Source organism: Natronorubrum amylolyticum, from assembly GCF_052040145.1.
GTDB lineage: Archaea > Halobacteriota > Halobacteria > Halobacteriales > Natrialbaceae > Natronorubrum.
This window is the reverse complement of the sequence record NZ_JBPPFW010000002.1, coordinates 938004-958212: the sequence shown is the minus strand read 5'-3', so window position 1 is coordinate 958212 and position 20209 is coordinate 938004. Positions and strand designations below refer to the sequence as shown.

Genomic DNA, 20209 nt, shown 5'->3' with positions numbered 1-20209 from the left:
GTGACTTGCGACGACACCGCAGACTCCGGATCCGCCGACACCGACCCGGAGTCCGACGATACCGGCGACCAGCTACTGGTTCTCCCTGACGACCTTCGCCACGAGCTCAAGGAGCCGATGGGCCCGATCGAGACCGACGCCGACGCGCTCCTCGAGGCCGTCGACGGCCCGTTGATCGCCGTCGGCGACGTCGTCACCTATCACTTCCTGCAGGCCGGTCGCGCGCCCGACGTCGCGGTGGTCGACGAACGAACCAAGCGATCGGCCGTCGACGAGGAGATCCGGGAGACGGTCACCGAGTCGACCAACCTCGAGGCCGTCAACCCGCCGGCGGAACTCTCGGCCGAGATGATCGAGGCGCTTCGCGAGGCCATAGCGAGCGACGACCCGACCACGATCCTCGTCGAGGGCGAGGAGGATCTGGTCGCCGTACCCGCGATCGTCGCCGCGCCCGAGGGCGCAAGCGTCGTCTACGGCCAGCCCGACGAGGGGATGGTCCACGTAAAGGTGAGCGACGAGCACCGAGCCGAGATGCGCGCGCTGCTCGATCGGTTCGAGGGCGACACGGAGCGATTCTGGGACCTGCTCGAGGGCAGCGACGCCGAGTGATTTTCGCCGGTCGATCCCGCCGAAGCGGACCGGTTCTGCTGGACTTATCGTAACCGGCGGCGTATTCGAGTTCGATGAGAGACGGCTCCGACGCGAAACGAGCGGCCGCGTCGTCGTTCGACGTCGCCGCTGGCGATTACTTCGACAGCGACGTCCACAGCCAGGGAGCGGATCTCGAGCGCCTCGCCGACTGGTGTCGGGACGCGGACGCAGTGCTCGACGTCGCCACGGGCGCGGGCCACGTCGCCGGAGCCATAGCTGAGCGCGACGTCTCGACCGTCGTCGCCGTCGACGCCTCGCGAGCGATGGTCGCGACCGCCGAGCGGGAGTTCGACGGGGTCGCGGGCGCGATGGCCGACGCCGAGCGACTGCCGTTCGCCGCGAACTCGTTCGACGCCGTCGCCTGTCGAATCGCAGCCCACCACTTTCCCGACCCGGAGGCGTTCGTCGCGGACGTCGCCCGCGTGCTTCGTCCGGGCGGGACGTTCGCGTTCGAGGACAACGTCGCGCCGCCCGACCCGGCGCTCGAGTCGTTTCTCGACCGCGTCGAACGGCTCCGCGATCCGACGCACGTCCGTTCGTACCGCACGGAGCAGTGGTGCGAGTGGCTCGAGGAGCAGGGGTTCGTCGTCGAGGAGAGCCACCACCTGACGAAGACCCTCGAGTTCGATAGCTGGGTTGCCGCGCAGTCGGTCGACGCCGACCGCCGGGCGGAACTCGAGTCGATACTGCTCGACGCCTCGTCGGCGGCGACGGAGTTCTTCGAGATCGAGGCCGAAGACGGGTCCGTTCGGTCGTTCGCGAATTGCAAGGCGCTCGTCCGCGCGACTCGAGTCGAGTGACGGGCCGAAGCGGAGGGTAGGTGAGGTGAGCGGGTCGGGTCGACGTCCTCACTCGAGGACGGTGTGCTCGAGGGTGCCGATCCCCTCGATCTCGAGTTCGACGGTCGAGCCGTCCTCGAGCCACTTACCCAACTCGAGTCCACACCCCCCACCCACGGTGCCGCTCCCAATGACGTCGCCGGGGTGGAGCGTCTCGGACTGGGAGACGTGTGCGATGATGTCGGCAAAGGAGTGGTACATCTCGTCGACGGTGCCCTCCGACCAGATCTCGCCGTCGATGCGGGCGGTCATGGGAGCCTCGAGGACGTCGATGTCCTCGGCGGGAACGACGTACGGGCCGAGCCCGTTCGCGAAGTCCTTGCCCTTCGCCGGACCGAGCCGCCCCTTCATCTCCTCGCCCTGAATATCGCGGGCGCTGAAGTCGTTGAAGACGGTGTAGCCGGCGATGTACTCTTCGGCGTCCTCGGCCGCGATATCCCGACCGCGTTTACCGATCACGGCCGCGATCTCGAGTTCGTAGTCCATGATCGACGAGTACGCGGGCCACTGCACCGTCTCGCCGGGCGCGACGACGCTGTCGGCGTTGCCCTTGTAGTACACCGGCAACTCGTACCAGACGTCGTCGATCTCGCCCTCCAGGCTGTTCTGTACGTGTTCTTCGATCGCCATGAAGTCTCGCAGCGAGTTGGGGCGCGGCAGGGGAGCGAGCAGGTCGTACTCGCCGGGTTCGTACTGGATTTTCGCCCCGCCCGGACCGCGCTCGGCGTCAGTTTCGACCGCGTACTCGAGGGCTTCCCGCGCATCCGCGATCGCGCGATCGCCGCGCTCGAGGAAGGCGATCATCTCCGGCGGGACGTGGGCGTGGGCGAGGTCCGCGGGCGCGGGTTCGCCCTCGGCCTCGAGGGCCGCGCCGTAGGCCGCGGTGAGATCGATGAGGGTGGCCTCCCCGGCTGGCGTCTCGTCGTCCGCCGTCGACTCGTCGACGGCACCGATGCGTTCGACCGCCCCGACGGGAGTCTGGACTTCGAACGTCGCGAGTTTCACGCTGCGTCACCTCCGGTCTCGCTGCCGGCTCCGTCGCTCGCGTCGTCCTGGACGAACGCGACGGGACGAACCCAGCCGCCGCTCCCGCCCTCGATCGTGATCGGGAACGCGACGATCGGGACGTCGGTCTTGCGCGGCAGTTCGTCGAGGTTTGCCATCTTCTCGATCTGGCAGTATTCGACCTCGCGGCCGGCGAAGTGAGCAGGCCACAGTTCGTCCGAATCGCCCGACTCGACGTACCGTTCGCCCATCGCGGCGAACGGCTTGTCGAAGCCGTAGGCGTCCGTTCCGATCACCTTCACGCCCTGTTCGACGAGGTACTTCGTTCCCGCGGCGCTCATGCCGGGGAACTGGGTGAGATACTCCGGCTGCCCCCACAGCTCGTCGGCACCGGTCTGGATCAGCACGATCTCGCCCGGCGAAAGCTCGTGATCCAGGTCGTCGAGGGCATCCTCGAGATCCGTCGCCGAAATCTCTTCGCCGGGATCCATCCAGCGAAAGTCGAGGACGACGGCGTTGCCGCGACACCACTCGAGGGGGATCTCCTCGATCGTCTTCGCCGGTTCGCCGTCGACCTCGGGGCCGTAGTGCCAGGGGGCGTCCATGTGGGTGCCGGCGTGGGGGATGACCTCGAGGTCCTCCCAGGCCAGCCCCATCCCGTCGGGGAAGTCGCTCGCCTCGACGTCGTGGCCGAGTCCGCGGAGGTTCTCCGCGAGGCGCTCGGCACCGGCCTCGTGGTCGAACGCGTCGATCGACGGCGGCATCGGCTCGCTCGGCGGGTCGTCCTCGAGGCCAATACTCAGGTCGATCAACGTTGCATCGTCGGCTGTCACCAATCCGCTCATAGCAACTACGTTTCGAAGCACGTATTTGAAGCTGACTGCGACGGTCGACTGAACGACGACACGACACGCCGAATAGAACTGGATATTCGTAACCTCCTAATACAAAGAGTGATTGATATTGTACAATGACCTACGAAACACTGGATGACGATCTGGTAAACGAACTTCTCGACAACGGTCGCGCGAGCCTCCGCAGCCTCGCCGAAGAGCTCGACGTCTCGGTAACGACGGTCTCCAACCACCTCTCCGATCTCGAGGAAGAGGGCGTCATCGAGGGCTACACGCCGAAAGTCAACTACGACGAACTCGGCTACGACGTCACCGCGATCATGCAGCTCAAAGCCGAGGGCCACGCGCTGCCCGAGATCACCGAGACGCTTCGAGACCACCGACAGATGATCTCAGTCTACGAGGTCACGGGCGATTACGACGTGATCGCGGTCGGCAAGTTCGAAGACACCGACGACATGAACGACCAGATCAAGACCCTGATCACCGATCCGGACATCAACCAGTCGAACACGAGCATCGTTCTCAACACCGTCGCCGAGAACGAACAGTTCGAACTCGAGACCGACGACGACTGAGCGAAATCGCTCCCACCGGGGAGTAGACCGTTTTCGCGCTGGAGACCCCGATAGGGCGACCGAGTCGCTTCCGTATCGGTAGCGATAGCATCGAAGCGCCGTTCCGAATCGTGGCGTTACCGAGCCGACGTCCCGGAACTGCCGACGGCGAGAGTCGATAGTTGACTCTGGGGGTGAGAACTCGATGCTCCCGACATCGCTTCGAGAGCCATCGCCGCCACGTCCGAGAGAATCTCGAGAAGGTATTTACACGCTCACGAGAACTCCATGAACATGTACGATTTCGTCGTTGTCGGCGTCGGACCGCCGGGCGCGCGCTTCGCCCGCCGCGCCGCCGAAGACGGCTACGACGTGCTCGCCGTAGAGAAGGGGACGATCGGCGAGCCGCTGGCCTGCTCGGGACACGTGAGCACGGATATCTGGGAGTTCACCGGCGACGGCGCGCGCGAGGAGTTGTTCCAGAACGAGATCTACGGCGCACGATTCCACGTCGGCGGGCCACACAGCGAGGCCTACCCCTTCTACAAGGACGAGGTCGCGTCGAACGTCATCGACCGCGTCGGGCTGGATCGCCACCTCGCTGATCTCGCACGCGAGGCGGGCGCGGACGTCCGCGAAGGGCACACCGTCACGGCGGTCACCGAACACCACGACCGCGTCGAAGTCACCGCCAACGGCCCCGACGGCACTGTCGAGTTCGAGGCGAAGATGCTCGCCGGCTGTGACGGGGCTCGGTCGCGAGTGCGGGACGAACTCGACCTGCCCGAACCCGACGAACTCCTCCACGGCGTGCTCGCGTTCTCCGAAGAGGACGACCACCAGAATTTCGTCGACGTCCACCTCACCGCGCCGACCTTTTTCGCCTGGCGCATCCCCCGCGGCGACGCCGGCGTCGAGTACGGGCTCGCGGCGCCGCCGGGCGTCCAGGTCACCAAACACTTCGAGGAGCTGATCGACGGCTACGAGATCGACGTCTCCCACCGCTGCTCGGGCCCGATTCCGATCGGACCCCCGGACCGCGTCACGAGCCGACGCGCGTTCCTGATCGGCGACGCGGCCGCCCAGACCAAGCCCTTCACCGGCGGCGGCATCCTCTACAGCATGACCAGCGCCGACCACGCCGCCCGCGAGATTGATCCCGACCGGCCGACCACGCTCGCAGCCTACGAACACGCCTGGCGCGACGATCTGGAACGCGAGCAGGAACTCGGCCACTACCTCCGTCGGGCCTACTCGCTCCCGGAACCCGTCCAGCACCTCGGTCTCGGCGCACTCTCCGGCGAGATCGGCGTCCACATGGACCGGCCGACGTCGCTCGTCTCGCCGTCGCACCTCAAAGCGATGCTCTCTCGCTCGCGAGACTAATCACACAAAAAGCCATCTCTGAATCGTACTGGCGAATATGATTATACAGTATCGAGAATATAGCCACAGATCTTAACAATGATCGTGTCCTCCGATCGTATGGTGGGTGGATGTGACGCTCCACGCTGGAGCCGTCCGTGTGCCCAAACGAATCCGCCCACCGTTCTCAGCGACGCACTGACCCTCGAGCGAGCCCATCCCGTGCTCGCAGTGCCGTCGCGCCGCCGAGAACCGAACCGAGCAGCCGATTCGGTCCGTCGCCGCACACTCGTTTTTCCGGAGTGGGTGTGACCTCGCCGCCCCCAGCGGTCGTCCGTGTGCCCGCGAGAGCGTGTTGACACGCTCCGATCACCAGTCTTCCGCCGAATACGTTCGTCCACGCACCGTCGGCGTCTCGAGCCGCCAAAACCCGAATCGTCGACGCGCACGGTGGAACCCGCAGCCGACAGAGCGAAGGCGACCGTCCCGAAACGGCCAGTAGATGACTGGCCGGCAGCGCGCTGCAGTCGAGTTCGTCGCGCGGAGCCTCGAGCGACTCGGAATCATCGACGCCGAGCGGTTCCACCCGACCGCGGATCTGGCGTGGCCCCGGATCGTGACCGGCTTCGCGATCATGTCCAAGCAGACGGCCGACCTGGCGATGGTCGGTATCGCGGTCGGGACGGCAGGAACCGCGGGACTGGCGTTCGCCCTCGCGTTCTGGGAGATCGTCACGATGATCGGACTGGGGCTGGCCGGCGGCACCGTCAGTCTGGTCTCCCAGAACTACGGCGGCGAGGAGACCGGCCGCGCCTCGCTCGTGGTGACACAGAGCATCCTGCTCGCGATCGCGATCGCGCTGCCGATCGTCGCCGTCTTCCTGCTCTTCGCGGACTCGCTGATCGGTCTCTTCGGCGCCGAACCGGCCTCGCTCGAACACGGGAGCACCTACCTCGTCTTCGTCGCGCCGGCCGTCCTGTTCGAACTCCTGAACCTGATCGCCAGCCGGACCTACACGGGCGTTGGCGACACGTTCACCGAGATGGTCGCCCGCGCGGGCGGAGCGATCCTCAACGTCGTGTTGAGCGCGATCCTCATCTTCGGCTTCGACCTCGGCGTCGCCGGCGCGGCGATCGGTACGACGCTCTCGACCGGGTTCGTTACCGTCATCCTCGGCTGGGGTATGGTGGGCCGATCCTACGGCGCACTCGGGATGGAGCCCAGTCCCGTCCCCGTCACGCGCTCGGGGCCGTGGCTCGAGCCGACGATTCTCCGGCAGGTGATCGAGATCTCCGCGCCCGAGATCGGTCGCAAACTCGCCCAGGGGATCGTCGTCTTCCCGCTGCTGTGGATCGCGGCGACGTTCGGCCCCGTGGTCGTCACCGCCCTCGAGGTCGGCCGACGCGTCCGGAGCGTGATCAACAGCGTCAACTGGGGGCTGTCGCTGGCCTCGAGTTCGCTCGTGGGCCAGCGGCTCGGATCGAACGAGGAGGACGAGGCGGGCGCTTACGGCGCGGCGATCATCCGGCTCTCGGTGGTGTGTTTCGCCGGACTCGCCGCGCTCGTGGTCGTCTTCGCCGAACCGATCGCGAGCCTGTTCGTCGGGAGCGAGGAGGTCGCGCTCGCCGCGACGTTCGTCGCCGTCGGCGCGATCAGTTCGATCGGGTTCGGAATCGACGGCGCCGCGGCGGGGGCACTGCTCGGCGCCGGCGACACGCGCTGGCCGTTCGTCGCCTCGCTGGTCGGCCGCTACGGCTTTGCGGTTCCGGCGGCGGCGCTCGGACTGGTCACCCCGCTCGGCGTCACCGCGCTCTACTTCGCCCTGTTGCTCGAGACGTTCGTTCCGGGCGGGATCAACTACTGGCTGTTCCGAAGCGGCCGCTGGAAGGTCGTGAGTCGGCGGTATCGCCCCTCCGCCGATGCCGATTGAAAACGTGGACGGCCGAGCGGATACCGGCCGTCGCTTCGACGGGGCCGGCTGAGACGGTCAGTCGCTTCCGGTTCGCGGAGCGACGGATCCGCCGAACAGGTTCTCCGGATCGAACTCGGTTTTGCGATCGACCATCCGCTCGTAGTTGTCCCCGAAGCGCGATTTCGCGGGGTCCTCGTTCAGGCCAGGGAAGTTCCCGTAGCTCCCGGACGCAACCGCCAGCTCGCTCGTTTCGGCGATTCCCGCTCGACCCCAGGCGACGTTCGCGTCGTCGTCCGCGGGGTTGCCCCAGTTGGCCTCGAAGTTGAGCATGTACGGCTTCTCCCGGTGGCGGAACGCGGTCGCGTCCGCCGGGACGTCCTCGACGGCGCCGCCGAGACACCAGAGGTCGATCGTCGAGAGCTTCGAGGGGGCCGACTCGGTGTACCGGACCATGATATCGACGACCTCGTCGGTGACCTCGGTGAGGTAGACCGACTTCCAGTAGTACCGGAGTCCGTCGGGGTAGTCCTCGTCGAGCATCGACTGCACGTCGACGTAGTCCATCGGTCCGCTGAAGTCGGCGAGCGGCGTCGCGCTCTCGCGCAGCGGTCGGAACACCTCGTCGCCGTCCGGCGGATCGCCGCGGTACGTGCCGAGCATGGCCAGGGCGGGGTCGCCCCACGAGTCCTCGGGGAACTCCTCGAGGTCGGGAATGTAGCCGGTAAAGGCGAGCACGCCGGCCTCGCGCGGCGCGTCGGCGGTCCACTCGAGGGTCCGCTTCATCACCGCGGCCGCATCGTCGGCGTGGAACCACACGAAGAACGCGTACACCTCGGGACCGACCTCGTGAAGGTCGAACTCGAACGACGTGACGATGCCGAGGGAGCCACCGCCGCCGCGGAGCCCCCAGAACAGGTCCGCGTTCCGGTCGGCGCTTGCGGTGTGGACCTTTCCGTCCGCGGTCACGACGTCGACGCTCCGAAGGTTGTCCAGTGCGAGTCCGTACTGCCGACTCAGGTGGCCGTAGCCGCCGTTGAGGGTCAACCCGGCGACGCCGGTCTCCGAAACCGCGCCGAGGGCCGTCGCGAGGCCGAACAGCTGCGTTTCGCGGTCGACGTCGCCGAGGGTCGCGCCGCCCTCGACGCGAACGGTTCGGCGGTCCGGATCGACGCGGGCGCTCCGCATCGCCGAGAGGTCGACGACGAGGCCGCCGTCGCAGACGGCCGTCCCGGCTACGTTGTGTCCGCCGCTCCGAACCGCGAGCGGCAGGTCGTGTTCTCGAGCGAACGCTACCGATGCAACGACGTCCGCGACGCCGGCACAGCGGACGACGACCGCAGGATACCGGTCTATCATTCCGTTCCAGACCTGTCGAACCCGGTCGTACTCCGGATCCGACGGACGGACGACGTCGCCGGAGACGTCGGCTTCGAACGCCCGAACGTCGCTACTCGGAAGGTCGGCGAGCGCCTTCTCACCTGCTGTCTTGCCTACCGTTGCCATGGGTCGGACTACGCCATCAGCGGCGATAAACTAGTTTGACGATTTATACGATGATCAACCGTGTAGATACGACGGCGTCGCCGATCGAGCGTCTGAAACCGGCCTAGTCAGCGAACGACGGCACTCGGTCCAGTGGTCGGAGCGTCCACTCGCCGGCCGACTCGAGCGCGGGAGACAGTTATCACCCCAGCGCACTTTCATCCGGTATGGCTGACCCTGCAGCGCCGGAATCCGAATCGGACGATAGCGACGGGTTCGACGAGACGGGCTTCGGTTCCGGAATCGCGATCGGAATGGCGATCGGCGTCTCGATCGGTATCGCAACCGACAATCTGGCGCTGTGGCTGCCGATCGGCATCGCCATCGGCGTCGCGCTCGGCGCCGGAATGAATCAGTGAGCGTCGCTTAGTCCACGCTCGAGGGGCGAACCGTCGTCCGCTGCGTCTCGGTTTCCTCACCGCGCTGCTCGACGACCACGTACTGCACCTCGACGACAAGCGACTCGTCGCCGTGCGGTTCGATCGCCTCGTAGAGCCGATCGGCGAGCCCCGACTCGGGTCCCGGCTCTTCGCCGCCGACGGTGACGACGACTCGGTCGACCGATTGAATCGGGTAGTCGCCGTCGAGTTCGACCGTCACATCTTCGTTCTGGAGGTGCTCGTACTCGGATTCCGCGAGCACCGCCTCGACCTCGTCCTCGGCCGACGACTCGAGTTGGGTCGTGTGGAAATCCAACAACGTGACGCCGGCCAGCGGCGCGGCGAGCACCAGCAGGCCGACGCCGAAGATCGTCGCGTAGGTGTACGTCGGTTTGCGGGTCGGTGCGACCTCGAACAGCCCCTGCGGACGGTAGCCGGCGACCCACAGCGTCGCCAGCGCGGCGAGGTTGATCGACAGGAGGTTGACGACCACGAGCACGGCGGCGCCGATCGCCGCGCCGTACATCCCCCAGGCGACCGTGATCCCGACCGCGGCGGAGGGCGGGATCAGCGCCGCGGCGATCATCACGCCGACGATGGCCTCCGAGAAGCCCCGCGTCAGACTCAGGATGCCGGCGATCCCGGCACCCAGCGCCACCGCGAGCGAGAACAGGTTCGGCGAGACGCGCTCCTCGAGTTCGGTCGCGACGACGATATCGACCCCCGCGGGCTCGAGGCCGGCGAATCGGGCGAGGGCGGCGAGAACGATCGAGGCACCGACGACGATCGCGACGCCGACGAACTGGTAGGAGAAGCCGGTCGCCTTGAGCCGGTCGTCAGCGGTGACGATGCCGACGTTGGCCGCGAGCGCGGGCCCGAGCAGCGGGGCGATGACCATCGCCCCGATGACGACCGCCGGCGAGTCGGCCAGCAGTCCCGCGGTGGCGACGACGGCGCTGATGAGGAGCATGACGGCGTAGATCGGAAACGGCGGCGTGAGTTCGCTAGCTTTCGTCCGGAGGACCTGCCTCGAGGTGCGAGCCCCCTTGCCGCCCTGACTGTACTGATCGCGAAGCGTCGAGAACTGTTCGGAGAGGACCGTCTCGGCGTTGATCACGACGACGCTGGAGTCGTCGCTGATGCCGGCTCGCTTCAGCCGGTCGAGCACCGGTTCGACGGCCCGCGTCGGCAGCGGGAACCGGACGACGGCCGTGTACCCTCGGCCGCTGGTCTCGTCGCTGACGACGTAGTCGACCCCCTCCTCCTCTAAGATGTCGAGGACGGCCCGCCGTTTCCCCTTCGGGACCGTAATCTCGAGGTAGCGCATACCGGGGACACCATCGACCCGCGGAAAGTACTGCGGTCGGCAGTGGACGGGTGATCGTTGGTTTCACTCGTGAGGGTGTCATAGAAGAGTTTTCACACTGTGATTACGGCGCTTCCCCCGGTTGTCTCCTCGTTCGTAGTCGGTGCTGTCTGGCGATTCACCAAAACACCTCGAGTCGGTTTTGCTCGGATCTATTAGAAGCGTCCAGGACTGCCAGTAAGTATGGCCACAGGAGCGAGCAGAGCGAATATTCCGACACCGAATGCGATGAGTATCCGACGTTGTCGCCGCTCATACAAGTCTTCACCCGTGTCATTCCAGCGTGATGATTGGTTAGAATCTCGTGATTGGTTACGGAGTTTCAGGGTCGCCCAGACGACGTACCCCCACAATGAGATTGTCACACAGGCCCACGACACGATCCCGACAACTACGAGAGGGTTGGACTGTGGAATCATGACTCCGTCTGGCAACGTTGCTGCATATACAACAAGCCCAATAACTGAAAATAGAAACGAACTTCCCCCTACGACAGCCACTGTTCCGAACACTTGTCCGAACGTGTCGGGATAGAGATGAGTTTTCAGTTGTTCACTCTGACTTTCAGCGGGTGACTGTTTGGCCATATTTTCTTTTACAAGTTCAGATCATTTGATCAAAATCTTTTGCCATTCTAACCCAGAATTTGTTGTGAATGGAACATGTCACAAACTCCGTCACTATTTCGAAATCCGCTCTTTCGACGGGGAATAGCTGTATTTGATGCTGTTCTGCTTGCCGGGGTAGGATTCTTTCTTGTCGAAGACGAGGTTGCACAGTTCCTGGTGTTTGTCATTGCTCCTACTGCTCTTGTACTCACACCGCGAATATTGAAACGAACAGTTGAAAAAGAATAGCCTTCTTAAAGCGTAACTCCATGATAATCATGATAAATACCGGGTTCGCGTCGCAAAGCGGTTCAGCACTACATAAAGCCGCTTAGTTAGAACGTCTGCTTGCTGTGAATGTGCCTATCAAACAACACTGAGGGTGTCATAGAAGAGTTCTCACACCGTGATCACGGTACTTTCTGGATTGCCTCCTCGTTCGTAGTTGGTGATTGCGACGACGAGGCGCAGACACAGTGCAAGGAACACCTGCGCTCGTGCATGGACGCGGCCTCGGTCGAACACACGCCCGAGGCCGCAGTCCTTGACTGACTCGTTGGTTCGTTCGATGCCACTCCGGCGGTTGTACGTCTTAGCTTGCATTGATTGCTTCAGTTGGACGTCCTGTCTTACATGGACACAGAAATCTGGGCACTGGACGAGGTGACGCAATCGCTCGGCAAAATTACCGCCGAACTACCCCGGGGCATTCCACAGACGGCCGTCCTCGAGAACCTGATCCCGATATTATAAGTATCTGCCACGATACGATCAGCACGGAAGCCGCGTTCAACTCGTCGCGCGGGCATGCGCTGAAATGCCCCGGGTGCAGGAACACCCGAGACGTGGCTTCCAGCCGAGAGGCTCGAAAGCCATGTTCGCGTTACTTCTGCCGGGACATAAACGTCCCGCACGACCGAGGTACCGTACTCGAATAGCGACAGCGCCCGCCAACGGCTGCTCGTCACTCGTCGACCCACACTCGAGAGTCGGCGGTTCGAACTCGAGGTCGAGGGGCGATGGTCGATGACTCGTCGGGAGACGACGAGGAATCGCCAGCCGAACCCGACGGCTCGCCGGCGGACGACGCCCTCGAGATTCACCCGGAGCGCCGGACGCACTCGAGGCCGCTCGCGGAGTCCGACTACCCGTCCTGTCCGAACTGCGGTGAGACGGTCGCCATCGTGGTCACCACCGGCCCGACCGACCACGTCGCCTCGCCGTGTGGCTGCCGACTGGGATCGCCGGAGCGCTGAGCGCGCTCGGTCACACGCCGGTGATTTTTCGATCGACCGCAGCCCACCACGACTAGTGGTCGGCGCCGACGATTCCGCAGGCGATCGCGTCGGGGTTGCGAATCTCCTCACCGTCGACGGCGTCCGGATCCAGCAGGAGGATCGTGTCGTCGGGCATCTCGTCCTCGATCTGTACCGGCCGGCCCAGTACCTCCTCGAGTTCGTCCGCGTCGTCGATATCGAACTCCCGCTCGAGCAGGAGTTCGGCGTTCGCTCGCGAGAGCACGAAGACGAGATCGGACGGGTCGGCGGCGTCGTTCGCGCCCGCCTCGAGCAGCTCGGAGAGCGAGTCGGCGCTGACTTCGTCGAACGAGCGAATCGTCACGCGTGCGGTGTCGGAGCCGGGGGCGTCGCTCGACTGCGTGCGCAGTCGCGCGGACAGTTCCTCGAAATCCGTGGCGGTGTCGATCGGAGTGTCGTGACTCGAGCCCATAGCGGGAGTCGGCCGTCGCCGTCCTTGACGGTACGGCCGGCCAGTTCCGGGATGGGGCCGTGCGACGGAGTGAGACCTATCCGTAAGGCGAGCCTCGCTGTCAGCCGGCGCTCGGTCGAACGAGGCCGTTCGGCCAGCACTCACCTGTACGATTATTGTGTGCCACACCGTACCATGGCCATGGGAGAGACGCTCGACGATATCGACTTTCTCGTCCGCTCCGACCACCGCGTCGGAGTACTCGAGACGCTGGCCGAACGCCCGGGTGATCGGAACGACCTGCGCGCCGCGACGGGGGCCTCTTCGCCGACGATGGGACGAATCCTCGCCGATTTTCAGGATCGCCACTGGATCGAACGGGACGGACGAACGTACCGGCTGACCGAGTTGGGCGAGTTCGTCGCCGACCGGTTCGGAACCTTCGCCGACGCGATGGCGCTCGAGCGACGACTCCGAGCGGTCTGGCCGTGGCTACCGCACGAGGTCGAGGGGTTCGGCGTCGACCTGTTCACCGACGCGGTCGTCTCCGTTCCGGGTCCAGGATACCCCTATCAGCCCGTCGAACGGCTCACGCAACTGCTCGCGGAGACGACGACGATGCGCGGATTCGGGATGGCGATCCTCAAATCGAGTAACCTGGAGCCCTTTTTCGACCGCGCTCTGGACGATCTGGTGTGTGAATACATCTATCCACCCGCCGTCTTCGAAGAACTCCTGTCGTGGGACGGCAAGACCGTCGCGGAGGCGACCACGCGATCCAACTACACCGTCCTGTTGCACGACGACCTCCCGATGGGCGAACGGTGTGGGATCTGCCTCTTCGACGACCGCGTCAGCATCTGTTGTTTCGATCACGAGACCGGAACGCTCCGCTCGCTCGTCGACACGGGGAGCGACGAGATGTACGGCTGGGCGGCGTCGTACTACGAACAGTTCCGGGTGGAAGCCAGTCCGCTCGAGGCGGCGGACGACCTCCTCTCGGTCGAACCGTTCCCGTGAGCGGTGTCCGAGTCGAACCCTCGCTCTGCCGGCCGCTGCGTTCACGCCGTGAAATATTTCACTAGGAAATTATACATTCGCCCGTCGCGTACTCGAGTTCGTGGTGAACTGTCATGAGCGAACAAGAACGCCAATCCGGTGGCTGGCAGCTCGAACAATCCGCCTCCGAGGCCTACGAACGCTACTTGGTCCCACCGCTGTTTGCCCCGTGGGCCGAACGACTCCTCGATGCCGCCGATCCGCGTGAGGGTGACCGTCTCCTGGACGTCGCGTGCGGGACCGGCATCGTGGCGCGCAGCGCCGCCTCTCGAGTCGATGAACGCGGAGCCGTCGTGGGCCTCGACACAAACGAGGGAATGCTCGCGGTGGCGGCGGAGACGACCGATGACGAACGCCGACCCGCGATCGAGTGGCGACGGGGGGACGCGACCGACCTCCCGTTTCCCGAGGGACGATTCGACGTCGTCTGCTGCCAACAGGCCCTCCAGTTCGTCGACGAGCCGTCCGCTGCACTCGAGGAGATGCACCGGGTCCTCGCGCCGGGCGGGCGCGCGGCGCTCAGCGTCTGGCGGCCGCTGGAGTACCAGCCCGGCTACGTCGTCGCGGCCGACGCGCTGGAGCGACACATCGGGGACGAAGCCGGGGCGATGATGCGCTCACCGTTTCCCGCGTGGGACGGGGACTTCCTCCGAACGCTCGCCCGCGAGGCGGGGTTCGACGACGTATCGATCACCATCGAGATCGGCACGATGCGGTATCCATCGGTGGCGGAGTTCGTCCGCCGGGAAGCCGCAAGCTCACCGCTGGCTGAGCCGATCGCAGCCGCCGAGCGGACGGTTCGGGACGAGCTGATTCGAGCGGTTGGGGACGGGCTCGACGCGTACACCGACGACGAGGGAGTCGTCTTCCCGATGGAGTCGTACTGTCTCACCGCACACGAATGACGACGGAACGCGTTCGCCAGCTGTCGTCGAAACGGGATCACTCCTGACCCTCAAGAACCCGAATCAGGCGCGTGAAGCTACGGGTCACTCGAGCCGCGACCGGCGAACCACTCGTCCATCCAGCCCGTGAACTCCATGCGCTCGTGCATGCGCCACTGAACGAGGGCCAGGGGTAGCGGGACGGCCGTCAGCGCGGTAAAGAGCCAGATCGTCGGCAGTCCCCGCGTCAGGACCCAGATCAAACAGACGAGTCCGACGACGCTTTCGAGGACCGACATCGCGATCCAGATCCGCCAGAGTCGATTCGCCCTGGCACGCTGTTCTGCGGTGTAGATCCGATAGCCGTTGGCGACGGCGAGCGGCCCGCCGACCAGAAAGACGACCGAGAGAACGATCGTCACCGTTTCGAACATACGGCTCTCTCGGACGGAAACATCAAAAATCCATCTCCTCTTCTGGGGTGGACTACAGGCAGTCGGACAGTCGATCCGACCGACTCGAGCCCGTAGCGACCTCCAGTAGCGCTATCCGTGATACCGGCTGGCGGGTTCCAGCAACGGGCTCGAGGCCATCAGGCGCGTTCGGGCTCGGATCGTTGCTCGTCGTCGGTCTCCGCGGATCGCCGTGCGAGCGTTCCTCGTTTCGACACGTAGTAGGCGAAGACGAGAAAGCCGGCTGCTGGGAGAATAATCCCCAGGTCGTACTGTTCGGGGTTCTCGAGTCCGAGTCGCCTCGCATCGATGTAGACGAGCACGGCCATCGGGATCTGGATGACGAAGAGACCGACCAGGAGGACGTAGACCAGATCTGACATACCCGGTCGTTTGCTGTCACTCGACGTAACTATGTCGAAGACTGTAAGTATGAGACCGCGCGCCGTTGCGTCGTTTGGCTCCCGGATGGCGAACGCGGGCGTTACTGATATGCCGGTAACCGATCGGACTCGTCCGATCCCTCGAGGAACGGCAACTCGGTCACGGTCGCGGGCACTTCCTCGCCGGCGACGCGAACCGTCAGCTCGTCGCTTTCGAGGCCGTAGTCGACGAGCGCGAGCGCGATGACCGCCTCGAGCAGCGGGCTCTCGCCCGCGCGAGTGACCTCGCCGACGGAGGCGTCGCCGTCGAAGACGGCTGCGCCCGAATCCGGAACTGCCTCTCCCTCGAGCGTCAGCCCCACTAGCCGCCGACTCGGCTGGCCGCGGTTCTCGACGCGGGAGACGACCTCCTGGCCGACGTAACAGCCCTTCTCGAAGTCGAGTGCGTTTCGCAGGCCGAGCACGTTCGGCAGCGTGCCCTCGAGTTCGGTCTCGAACAGCGGCGAGCCGGCCTCGAGCGCGAGGCTCTCGAGCGTTCGGTAGCCGAAGGGCGCGGCGTTGAGCCCCTGCGTCTCGAGGGTGCTGTAGACGGCTTCGGCGTCGTCGGCTCCGCAGATGACCTCGTAGCTCTCCTCGCCGGTGAGTGCGTCGGTGCGGATGACGGTCACGCCCTCGTCGCCCATCGTCCCGCGGACGAACGAGTAGCGCTCGTCGGGCGACGCCGCGCCGTTGAGGACGCTGGCGATCTTCTCGGTGGCGTGGGGCCCGTGAACGCCGAAGATCGCGTACTCGTCGGTCGCGACGCGGATGTCGACGTCCTGGATAAACACCTTCTCGGACCAGTCCTCGGCCAGCGGTTCGGCCTCGGAAGGCGGCGTGAAGAGCAAGAGGCGCTCGCCCGCGTTGTAGACGTAGAGTTCGATCTCGATCCCGCCCTGTGGCCCGAGGACGAGCGCGTAACAGCCCTGGCCGTCTTCCGCCGGCACGCGGTTCGAGACGACGTTGTCGACGTACTCGAGGCGGTCGTCGCCCTCGACGACGACGACGCCGTAGGCCATCTCGAGCAGGCCCACGCCGTTGCGGACCGCGCGGTGGGTTCGCTCGGGCCGGCCGAAGTGTTCGACGATCGTTCGGCCGTCACGCTCGCCGAACGTCGCGCCGTGATCGGTATGAATAGACTCGATGACGCTCATGCCTACTCTCAGGAGCCTGTGCCCCACAGGCGTTTCGATTCAGAAGGGGAGGCGGTCGCGAATCCAGTCGCCGATCGTCTGCGCCTCGTCTTCGTCGGTCGGCGTGTCGGGAACGACTCGGTCGGCGGGCTTGATCACTGTTTCGCTGGTCCCGGATTCGACGGTGATCAGATCGTCCTCCTTGAGTGTCGACAGCGCGGTCTCGAGTTCGTCGATGTCGACCTCGACGGCGGCGCGGAGTTCGAAGACGGTCATCCCGTCGTCGGTACGATCGACGAGCGCGTCGAGTACCGCCACCTCCGTCGACTCCCGGTCTCGGTACTCCCGCTTTGCTCTCATCCGTCTCCGTCTTCGACGACCGGGGATTTGACGTTTGTCGTTCGCTGAGCGGCGAGGGGGGATCGGTCGGTCGTCGCCGAACGGGTATAACTCGTGTCTCGAGAGGCAGTACGTTTTTTATGCCGTGACTGGGTACGGTGGGACAATGGTCCTGCGATGTTCGCTGCTCGGTCACGACTACGGTGACACCGACGTCGAACGCGAGCGCGAAGAACGGGGCAGTGAGGTCGTCGTAACCGTCCAGGAGTACGAAGAGTGTGAGCGCTGTGGCGATCGGAACGTCATCAGCGAGAACACCGAGGTAACGAGCCTCTCCGCCGAGACGGCCGCCGACGCGCTTCCCGACGAGTACGATCTCGAGTCCGACACGACTGCACCGACCGACGGCGAGGCCGTCGAAACACCACCCGACGCGGCCGCCGACGCCGGCACCGAGGTCGAGTTCTCCGAAGGCGAGAGCGACGCGGCGTTCATCGACGCCGACGACGGTGACGTCGATCCGGCCGCGGCGACTGCCGATGCACCCGAACCCGAGTCGGCGGCCGACGACGAGGAGGACGAGTTCGACGTTCCGACCGACGAGAACGGCGATCCCATCACCGACGACGGCGAGATTCTCGAGGACGACGAGTCGACGGTGGATCGCGACCGCGAACACGGTGAGTGGCCCGACTCGGAGGACGTCGGGCCGCCCGTTGGCGCGGCGAACAAACCGACCGAGTGGCCGGACAGCGACGACGCGGAGGCGGACGACGACGACGCGGTGGCACCCGCCGAGACCGACGACGACGCCGAACTCGTCGACGCGGACACCGAGGTCACCGACGACGCGATCGTCCTCGAGGACGACACCGACGCGACTGGCGACGGAGCCGAGTCACCCGCAGCGGCCGACGCCCGGTCGGTGACCACGTCGGCGCCGACCCCGTCGGACGCTCAGAACGCGGACGATGCGACGCCGCAGGCTGACGCCGGTGGCAATTCCGGCTCCGGTATCGAGCGAGCAGCAACCGCGCCGACGCCCGGCCAGAGCGGCGGCACGGCTCGCGACGACGTCCCCTCCGAGTTCTACTGTCCGCGGTGTGAGTACGTCGCGGGCAGCGACCGCAGTTCGCTTCGCGCGGGCGACATCTGCCCCGAGTGCCGGAAGGGCTACCTCGGCGAGCGCGAGCAGTAGCGCAGCCGCCACGCGCGACCAAGCAGTTGACTGGCGCTCACCGGAAGTAGTCGACTGCTGTCGTCCGCGACGACTGCAGAACAGGGGGCGTTACTCCCCGTCACCAGCCGCTGCACACGCTGTCTGTCGAAGCGATGAGGGATCGGCTATGAAAAGAGGTAAACAGTCCGCCGTGTATTTCCGATTCATGAAGGAGTACAAGATGCGTCGCGGTGAGTACCTCGAGGAGCGAATCCCCGATATGGAGTCGACAGTCGTGGACTACTTCGGCCCCATCACCGACACGGAGGAGTACAAGGGAAGCGACCTCTTCGTGATCGGCGAACCCGACAATCCAGTCTTCGAGAAGGTCGTCGCCGGGACGATCGAGTACTCCGGCAAGAAGGACAAACTCGGCGTCGAGTTCTACGAGCGCGATCCGACCGAACTCGGTCCCGACGAACTCGAGGCCGCAGCCGACGCCGTCGACGCGAAGAACGACTTCCTGCTCGAGGCGACCGGCCGGGACGCCAAGTCCCGCCGCGACTCGATGAAACGATCCGTCGAGGACGATCCGGACCACGACGTCGACGCCTGATCGGCGAACCGCTGCCGCGCTTTTCGGACAAACCATCACGGCTAGCCCGCCGTCCGCGCTACCCGCGGACGATCGATGTCACGCCGGCACTCGACCGGTCACTCGCGCTGGTCCCGTCGCTCGTGGACGGAAACCAATCCGCCGGAGCTGCGAAAGACGAAATCGGCGACGTCGCCGACCTCGATCTCGTTGAAATCTTCGCGGACGACTGCCGTCCGTCGACAGTCGTCGCTCTCGTCCATCTCGCAGGCGCGGATCCGATACTCGATGGTCTCGAACTCGCGCTCGAGGCCTGCGACGAGGGCGTCCGAAAGCTCGAGCGGGTCGTCCTCGCCGATCTCGTCGGCGAGGGCCTCGTGGATCTCGCCGTCGTAGAACGCCCCCTCGTCGGGATCGTATCGCCGCACGGCCGCGTCGATCGGATCGTCCGTCTCCGTCGGCTGGAGGCGAACGGACTTCCGGGCGATCTCGACGCGGTCGGCGAGTCCGAGCCGCGTCAGACAGCCGGCGAGGGCGATCGACGGGACGAGGGCGACGAACGCGCGTCGGTTCACAATGCATCGTTCGTGGACCGCCTTCGAGAACCTTTTCCTCGAGACTCCGAAACGGCTAATACCGGACCGTCAAATCACCCGAACGATGGATATCGCTGCGTTCCTGCTCGCGACGCTGGTCGCTCACATCGGCTTCGCTGTCTTCGTCGCCGGCCACGCTCACCTGACGGACACCGACGCCGGAAACTGGCCGTACATCACGCTCGCGCTGGGGCTCGCGGGTCTCGCCGGCTACTTCTTCTACGACGAGTGATAGTAATCGAACATAGCAGGCGGTCGGTTCAAAACGAGCGGCTGCGGGACCGACCACACACCGCTATTGATCTGTGGTGACGCGACTCAGCCCTCGAGGCACGATCACGGGCTGAACACCGACTGTCGAAGATGATTCGATAGGTGGTCTGAGCAATTTTAGTCAGCCATCTGAACAATTATGGGATTCTTGGGTAATTACTGAGATGTCATCTTCTGAACTGTGCCTGGCCCACGCACCAGCGTATACACATTCATAGTCAGATAATACGACCGACTCCCAAGTGCCGTCTATCCACACACGGATAGTCAATTCATTACCAATGTTCGCCGGCAAACCTTCGTCTATGACTACCGTAGTTGCCCTATCCGTATCAGTCCCGTCAAGTTCGTACGAATCCCAGAATACGACCTCACTGTCGGTCTCGAGAGATACTTGAAACCGGACTGTGTGAGACCGTTGATTTATCAACTCAATAACTTCTACAGAAGTAGGTCGTGCTGAAGTATCCCGAAGCTGTTGACATCCTGCAATACTCGGTATTATTCCGAC

Annotated in this window: 22 protein-coding genes and 1 pseudogene; 12 read left to right on the top strand and 11 right to left on the bottom strand. The window is 64.9% G+C overall.

The window, feature by feature from the left end; all coding sequences use genetic code 11:
• Both ACSFDB_RS10910 and ACSFDB_RS10905 read left to right on the top strand, forming a co-directional pair.
• Window positions 1–609 (top strand): GTP-dependent dephospho-CoA kinase family protein, encoded by a 609-nt coding sequence (locus tag ACSFDB_RS10910; protein WP_440771010.1) that lies wholly within the window; start codon window positions 1–3, stop codon window positions 607–609.
• 74 nt (window positions 610–683) lie between these two features.
• Window positions 684–1451 (top strand): class I SAM-dependent methyltransferase, encoded by a 768-nt coding sequence (locus tag ACSFDB_RS10905; protein ID WP_440771009.1) that lies wholly within the window; start codon window positions 684–686, stop codon window positions 1449–1451.
• Between the two features lie 48 nt (window positions 1452–1499).
• Here the strand turns inward: ACSFDB_RS10905 and ACSFDB_RS10900 are convergent, their stop codons facing one another.
• Complete coding sequence (locus ACSFDB_RS10900) at window positions 1500–2495, bottom strand: fumarylacetoacetate hydrolase family protein (RefSeq protein ID WP_440771008.1); 996 nt, start codon at window positions 2493–2495, stop codon at window positions 1500–1502.
• Entirely contained in the window at window positions 2492–3340 is an 849-nt protein-coding gene (locus ACSFDB_RS10895; protein WP_440771007.1) for a cyclase family protein, read from the bottom strand. Before ACSFDB_RS10895 ends, ACSFDB_RS10900 begins: the two co-directional genes overlap by 4 nt.
• A 125-nt stretch (window positions 3341–3465) precedes the next feature.
• Here ACSFDB_RS10895 and lrp point away from each other — a divergent pair, with 125 nt between their 5' ends.
• From lrp to ACSFDB_RS10880, 3 genes are all read left to right on the top strand, one after another.
• Window positions 3466–3927 carry an HTH-type transcriptional regulator Lrp gene (lrp, locus tag ACSFDB_RS10890; protein WP_440771006.1) on the top strand — a complete coding sequence of 154 codons (462 nt, stop codon included), beginning with the start codon at window positions 3466–3468 and terminating at the stop codon, window positions 3925–3927.
• A 273-nt stretch (window positions 3928–4200) separates the two neighbouring features.
• The gene (locus tag ACSFDB_RS10885) at window positions 4201–5292 is read left to right on the top strand and encodes a geranylgeranyl reductase family protein (protein ID WP_440771005.1); all 1092 of its coding nucleotides are present in this window, start codon (window positions 4201–4203) and stop codon (window positions 5290–5292) included.
• Window positions 5293–5773: 481 nt separating this feature from the next.
• Window positions 5774–7201 (top strand): MATE family efflux transporter, encoded by a 1428-nt coding sequence (locus ACSFDB_RS10880; protein WP_440771004.1) that lies wholly within the window; start codon window positions 5774–5776, stop codon window positions 7199–7201.
• Between the two features lie 57 nt (window positions 7202–7258).
• Here the strand turns inward: ACSFDB_RS10880 and ACSFDB_RS10875 are convergent, their stop codons facing one another.
• The gene (locus ACSFDB_RS10875) at window positions 7259–8686 is read right to left on the bottom strand and encodes an FAD-binding oxidoreductase (protein WP_440771003.1); all 1428 of its coding nucleotides are present in this window, start codon (window positions 8684–8686) and stop codon (window positions 7259–7261) included.
• A 206-nt stretch (window positions 8687–8892) separates the two neighbouring features.
• Between ACSFDB_RS10875 and ACSFDB_RS10870 the strand changes: the two genes are divergently transcribed.
• The gene (locus ACSFDB_RS10870) at window positions 8893–9084 is read left to right on the top strand and encodes a glycine zipper domain-containing protein (RefSeq protein WP_440771002.1); all 192 of its coding nucleotides are present in this window, start codon (window positions 8893–8895) and stop codon (window positions 9082–9084) included.
• A gap of 7 nt (window positions 9085–9091) precedes the next feature.
• Here the strand turns inward: ACSFDB_RS10870 and ACSFDB_RS10865 are convergent, their stop codons facing one another.
• Complete coding sequence (locus tag ACSFDB_RS10865; protein WP_440771001.1) at window positions 9092–10432, bottom strand: TIGR00341 family protein; 1341 nt, start codon at window positions 10430–10432, stop codon at window positions 9092–9094.
• 1046 nt (window positions 10433–11478) lie between these two features.
• Window positions 11479–11706, bottom strand: a pseudogene (locus ACSFDB_RS10860) (transposase); the annotation flags it as partial.
• 392 nt (window positions 11707–12098) lie between these two features.
• Between ACSFDB_RS10860 and ACSFDB_RS10855 the strand changes: the two are divergent.
• Window positions 12099–12335 (top strand): hypothetical protein, encoded by a 237-nt coding sequence (locus ACSFDB_RS10855; RefSeq protein WP_440771000.1) that lies wholly within the window; start codon window positions 12099–12101, stop codon window positions 12333–12335.
• Between the two features lie 52 nt (window positions 12336–12387).
• On the opposite strand, the gene ACSFDB_RS10850 is transcribed toward ACSFDB_RS10855, so the two are convergent.
• Window positions 12388–12807: a hypothetical protein gene (locus ACSFDB_RS10850; protein ID WP_440770999.1), complete on the bottom strand. Its 420-nt coding sequence runs from the start codon at window positions 12805–12807 to the stop codon at window positions 12388–12390.
• Between the two features lie 180 nt (window positions 12808–12987).
• On the opposite strand from ACSFDB_RS10850, the gene ACSFDB_RS10845 reads away from it, so the two are divergent.
• Window positions 12988–13806, top strand: coding sequence for a helix-turn-helix transcriptional regulator (locus tag ACSFDB_RS10845; protein ID WP_440770998.1), 819 nt, complete (start codon window positions 12988–12990; stop codon window positions 13804–13806).
• A gap of 113 nt (window positions 13807–13919) precedes the next feature.
• A complete protein-coding gene (locus ACSFDB_RS10840) occupies window positions 13920–14750 on the top strand; it encodes a class I SAM-dependent methyltransferase (RefSeq protein WP_440770997.1) in 831 nt (276 codons plus the stop codon).
• A 77-nt stretch (window positions 14751–14827) separates the two neighbouring features.
• Here ACSFDB_RS10840 and ACSFDB_RS10835 read toward each other — a convergent pair whose 3' ends face one another.
• From ACSFDB_RS10835 to ACSFDB_RS10820, 4 genes are all read right to left on the bottom strand, one after another.
• Window positions 14828–15163 carry a hypothetical protein gene (locus ACSFDB_RS10835; protein WP_440770996.1) on the bottom strand — a complete coding sequence of 112 codons (336 nt, stop codon included), beginning with the start codon at window positions 15161–15163 and terminating at the stop codon, window positions 14828–14830.
• 158 nt (window positions 15164–15321) lie between these two features.
• Window positions 15322–15564 carry a hypothetical protein gene (locus tag ACSFDB_RS10830; protein ID WP_440770995.1) on the bottom strand — a complete coding sequence of 81 codons (243 nt, stop codon included), beginning with the start codon at window positions 15562–15564 and terminating at the stop codon, window positions 15322–15324.
• 101 nt (window positions 15565–15665) lie between these two features.
• The gene (gene ygfZ, locus ACSFDB_RS10825; protein WP_440770994.1) at window positions 15666–16757 is read right to left on the bottom strand and encodes a CAF17-like 4Fe-4S cluster assembly/insertion protein YgfZ; all 1092 of its coding nucleotides are present in this window, start codon (window positions 16755–16757) and stop codon (window positions 15666–15668) included.
• Window positions 16758–16796: 39 nt separating this feature from the next.
• Window positions 16797–17096: a DUF6432 family protein gene (locus tag ACSFDB_RS10820; protein ID WP_440770993.1), complete on the bottom strand. Its 300-nt coding sequence runs from the start codon at window positions 17094–17096 to the stop codon at window positions 16797–16799.
• A gap of 145 nt (window positions 17097–17241) precedes the next feature.
• Between ACSFDB_RS10820 and ACSFDB_RS10815 the strand changes: the two genes are divergently transcribed.
• Window positions 17242–18273 carry a DUF7093 family protein gene (locus tag ACSFDB_RS10815; RefSeq protein WP_440770992.1) on the top strand — a complete coding sequence of 344 codons (1032 nt, stop codon included), beginning with the start codon at window positions 17242–17244 and terminating at the stop codon, window positions 18271–18273.
• A gap of 187 nt (window positions 18274–18460) precedes the next feature.
• Window positions 18461–18850, top strand: a complete 390-nt coding sequence (locus tag ACSFDB_RS10810; RefSeq protein WP_006089541.1) for a DUF5611 family protein — start codon at window positions 18461–18463, stop codon at window positions 18848–18850.
• Between the two features lie 98 nt (window positions 18851–18948).
• On the opposite strand, the gene ACSFDB_RS10805 is transcribed toward ACSFDB_RS10810, so the two are convergent.
• On the bottom strand, window positions 18949–19404 hold the full coding sequence (locus ACSFDB_RS10805; protein WP_440770991.1) for a hypothetical protein: 456 nt from the start codon (window positions 19402–19404) through the stop codon (window positions 18949–18951).
• A gap of 85 nt (window positions 19405–19489) precedes the next feature.
• Here ACSFDB_RS10805 and ACSFDB_RS10800 point away from each other — a divergent pair, with 85 nt between their 5' ends.
• A complete protein-coding gene (locus ACSFDB_RS10800) occupies window positions 19490–19657 on the top strand; it encodes a hypothetical protein (RefSeq protein WP_006089543.1) in 168 nt (55 codons plus the stop codon).
• The last annotated feature ends 552 nt before the right edge of the window (window positions 19658–20209 follow it).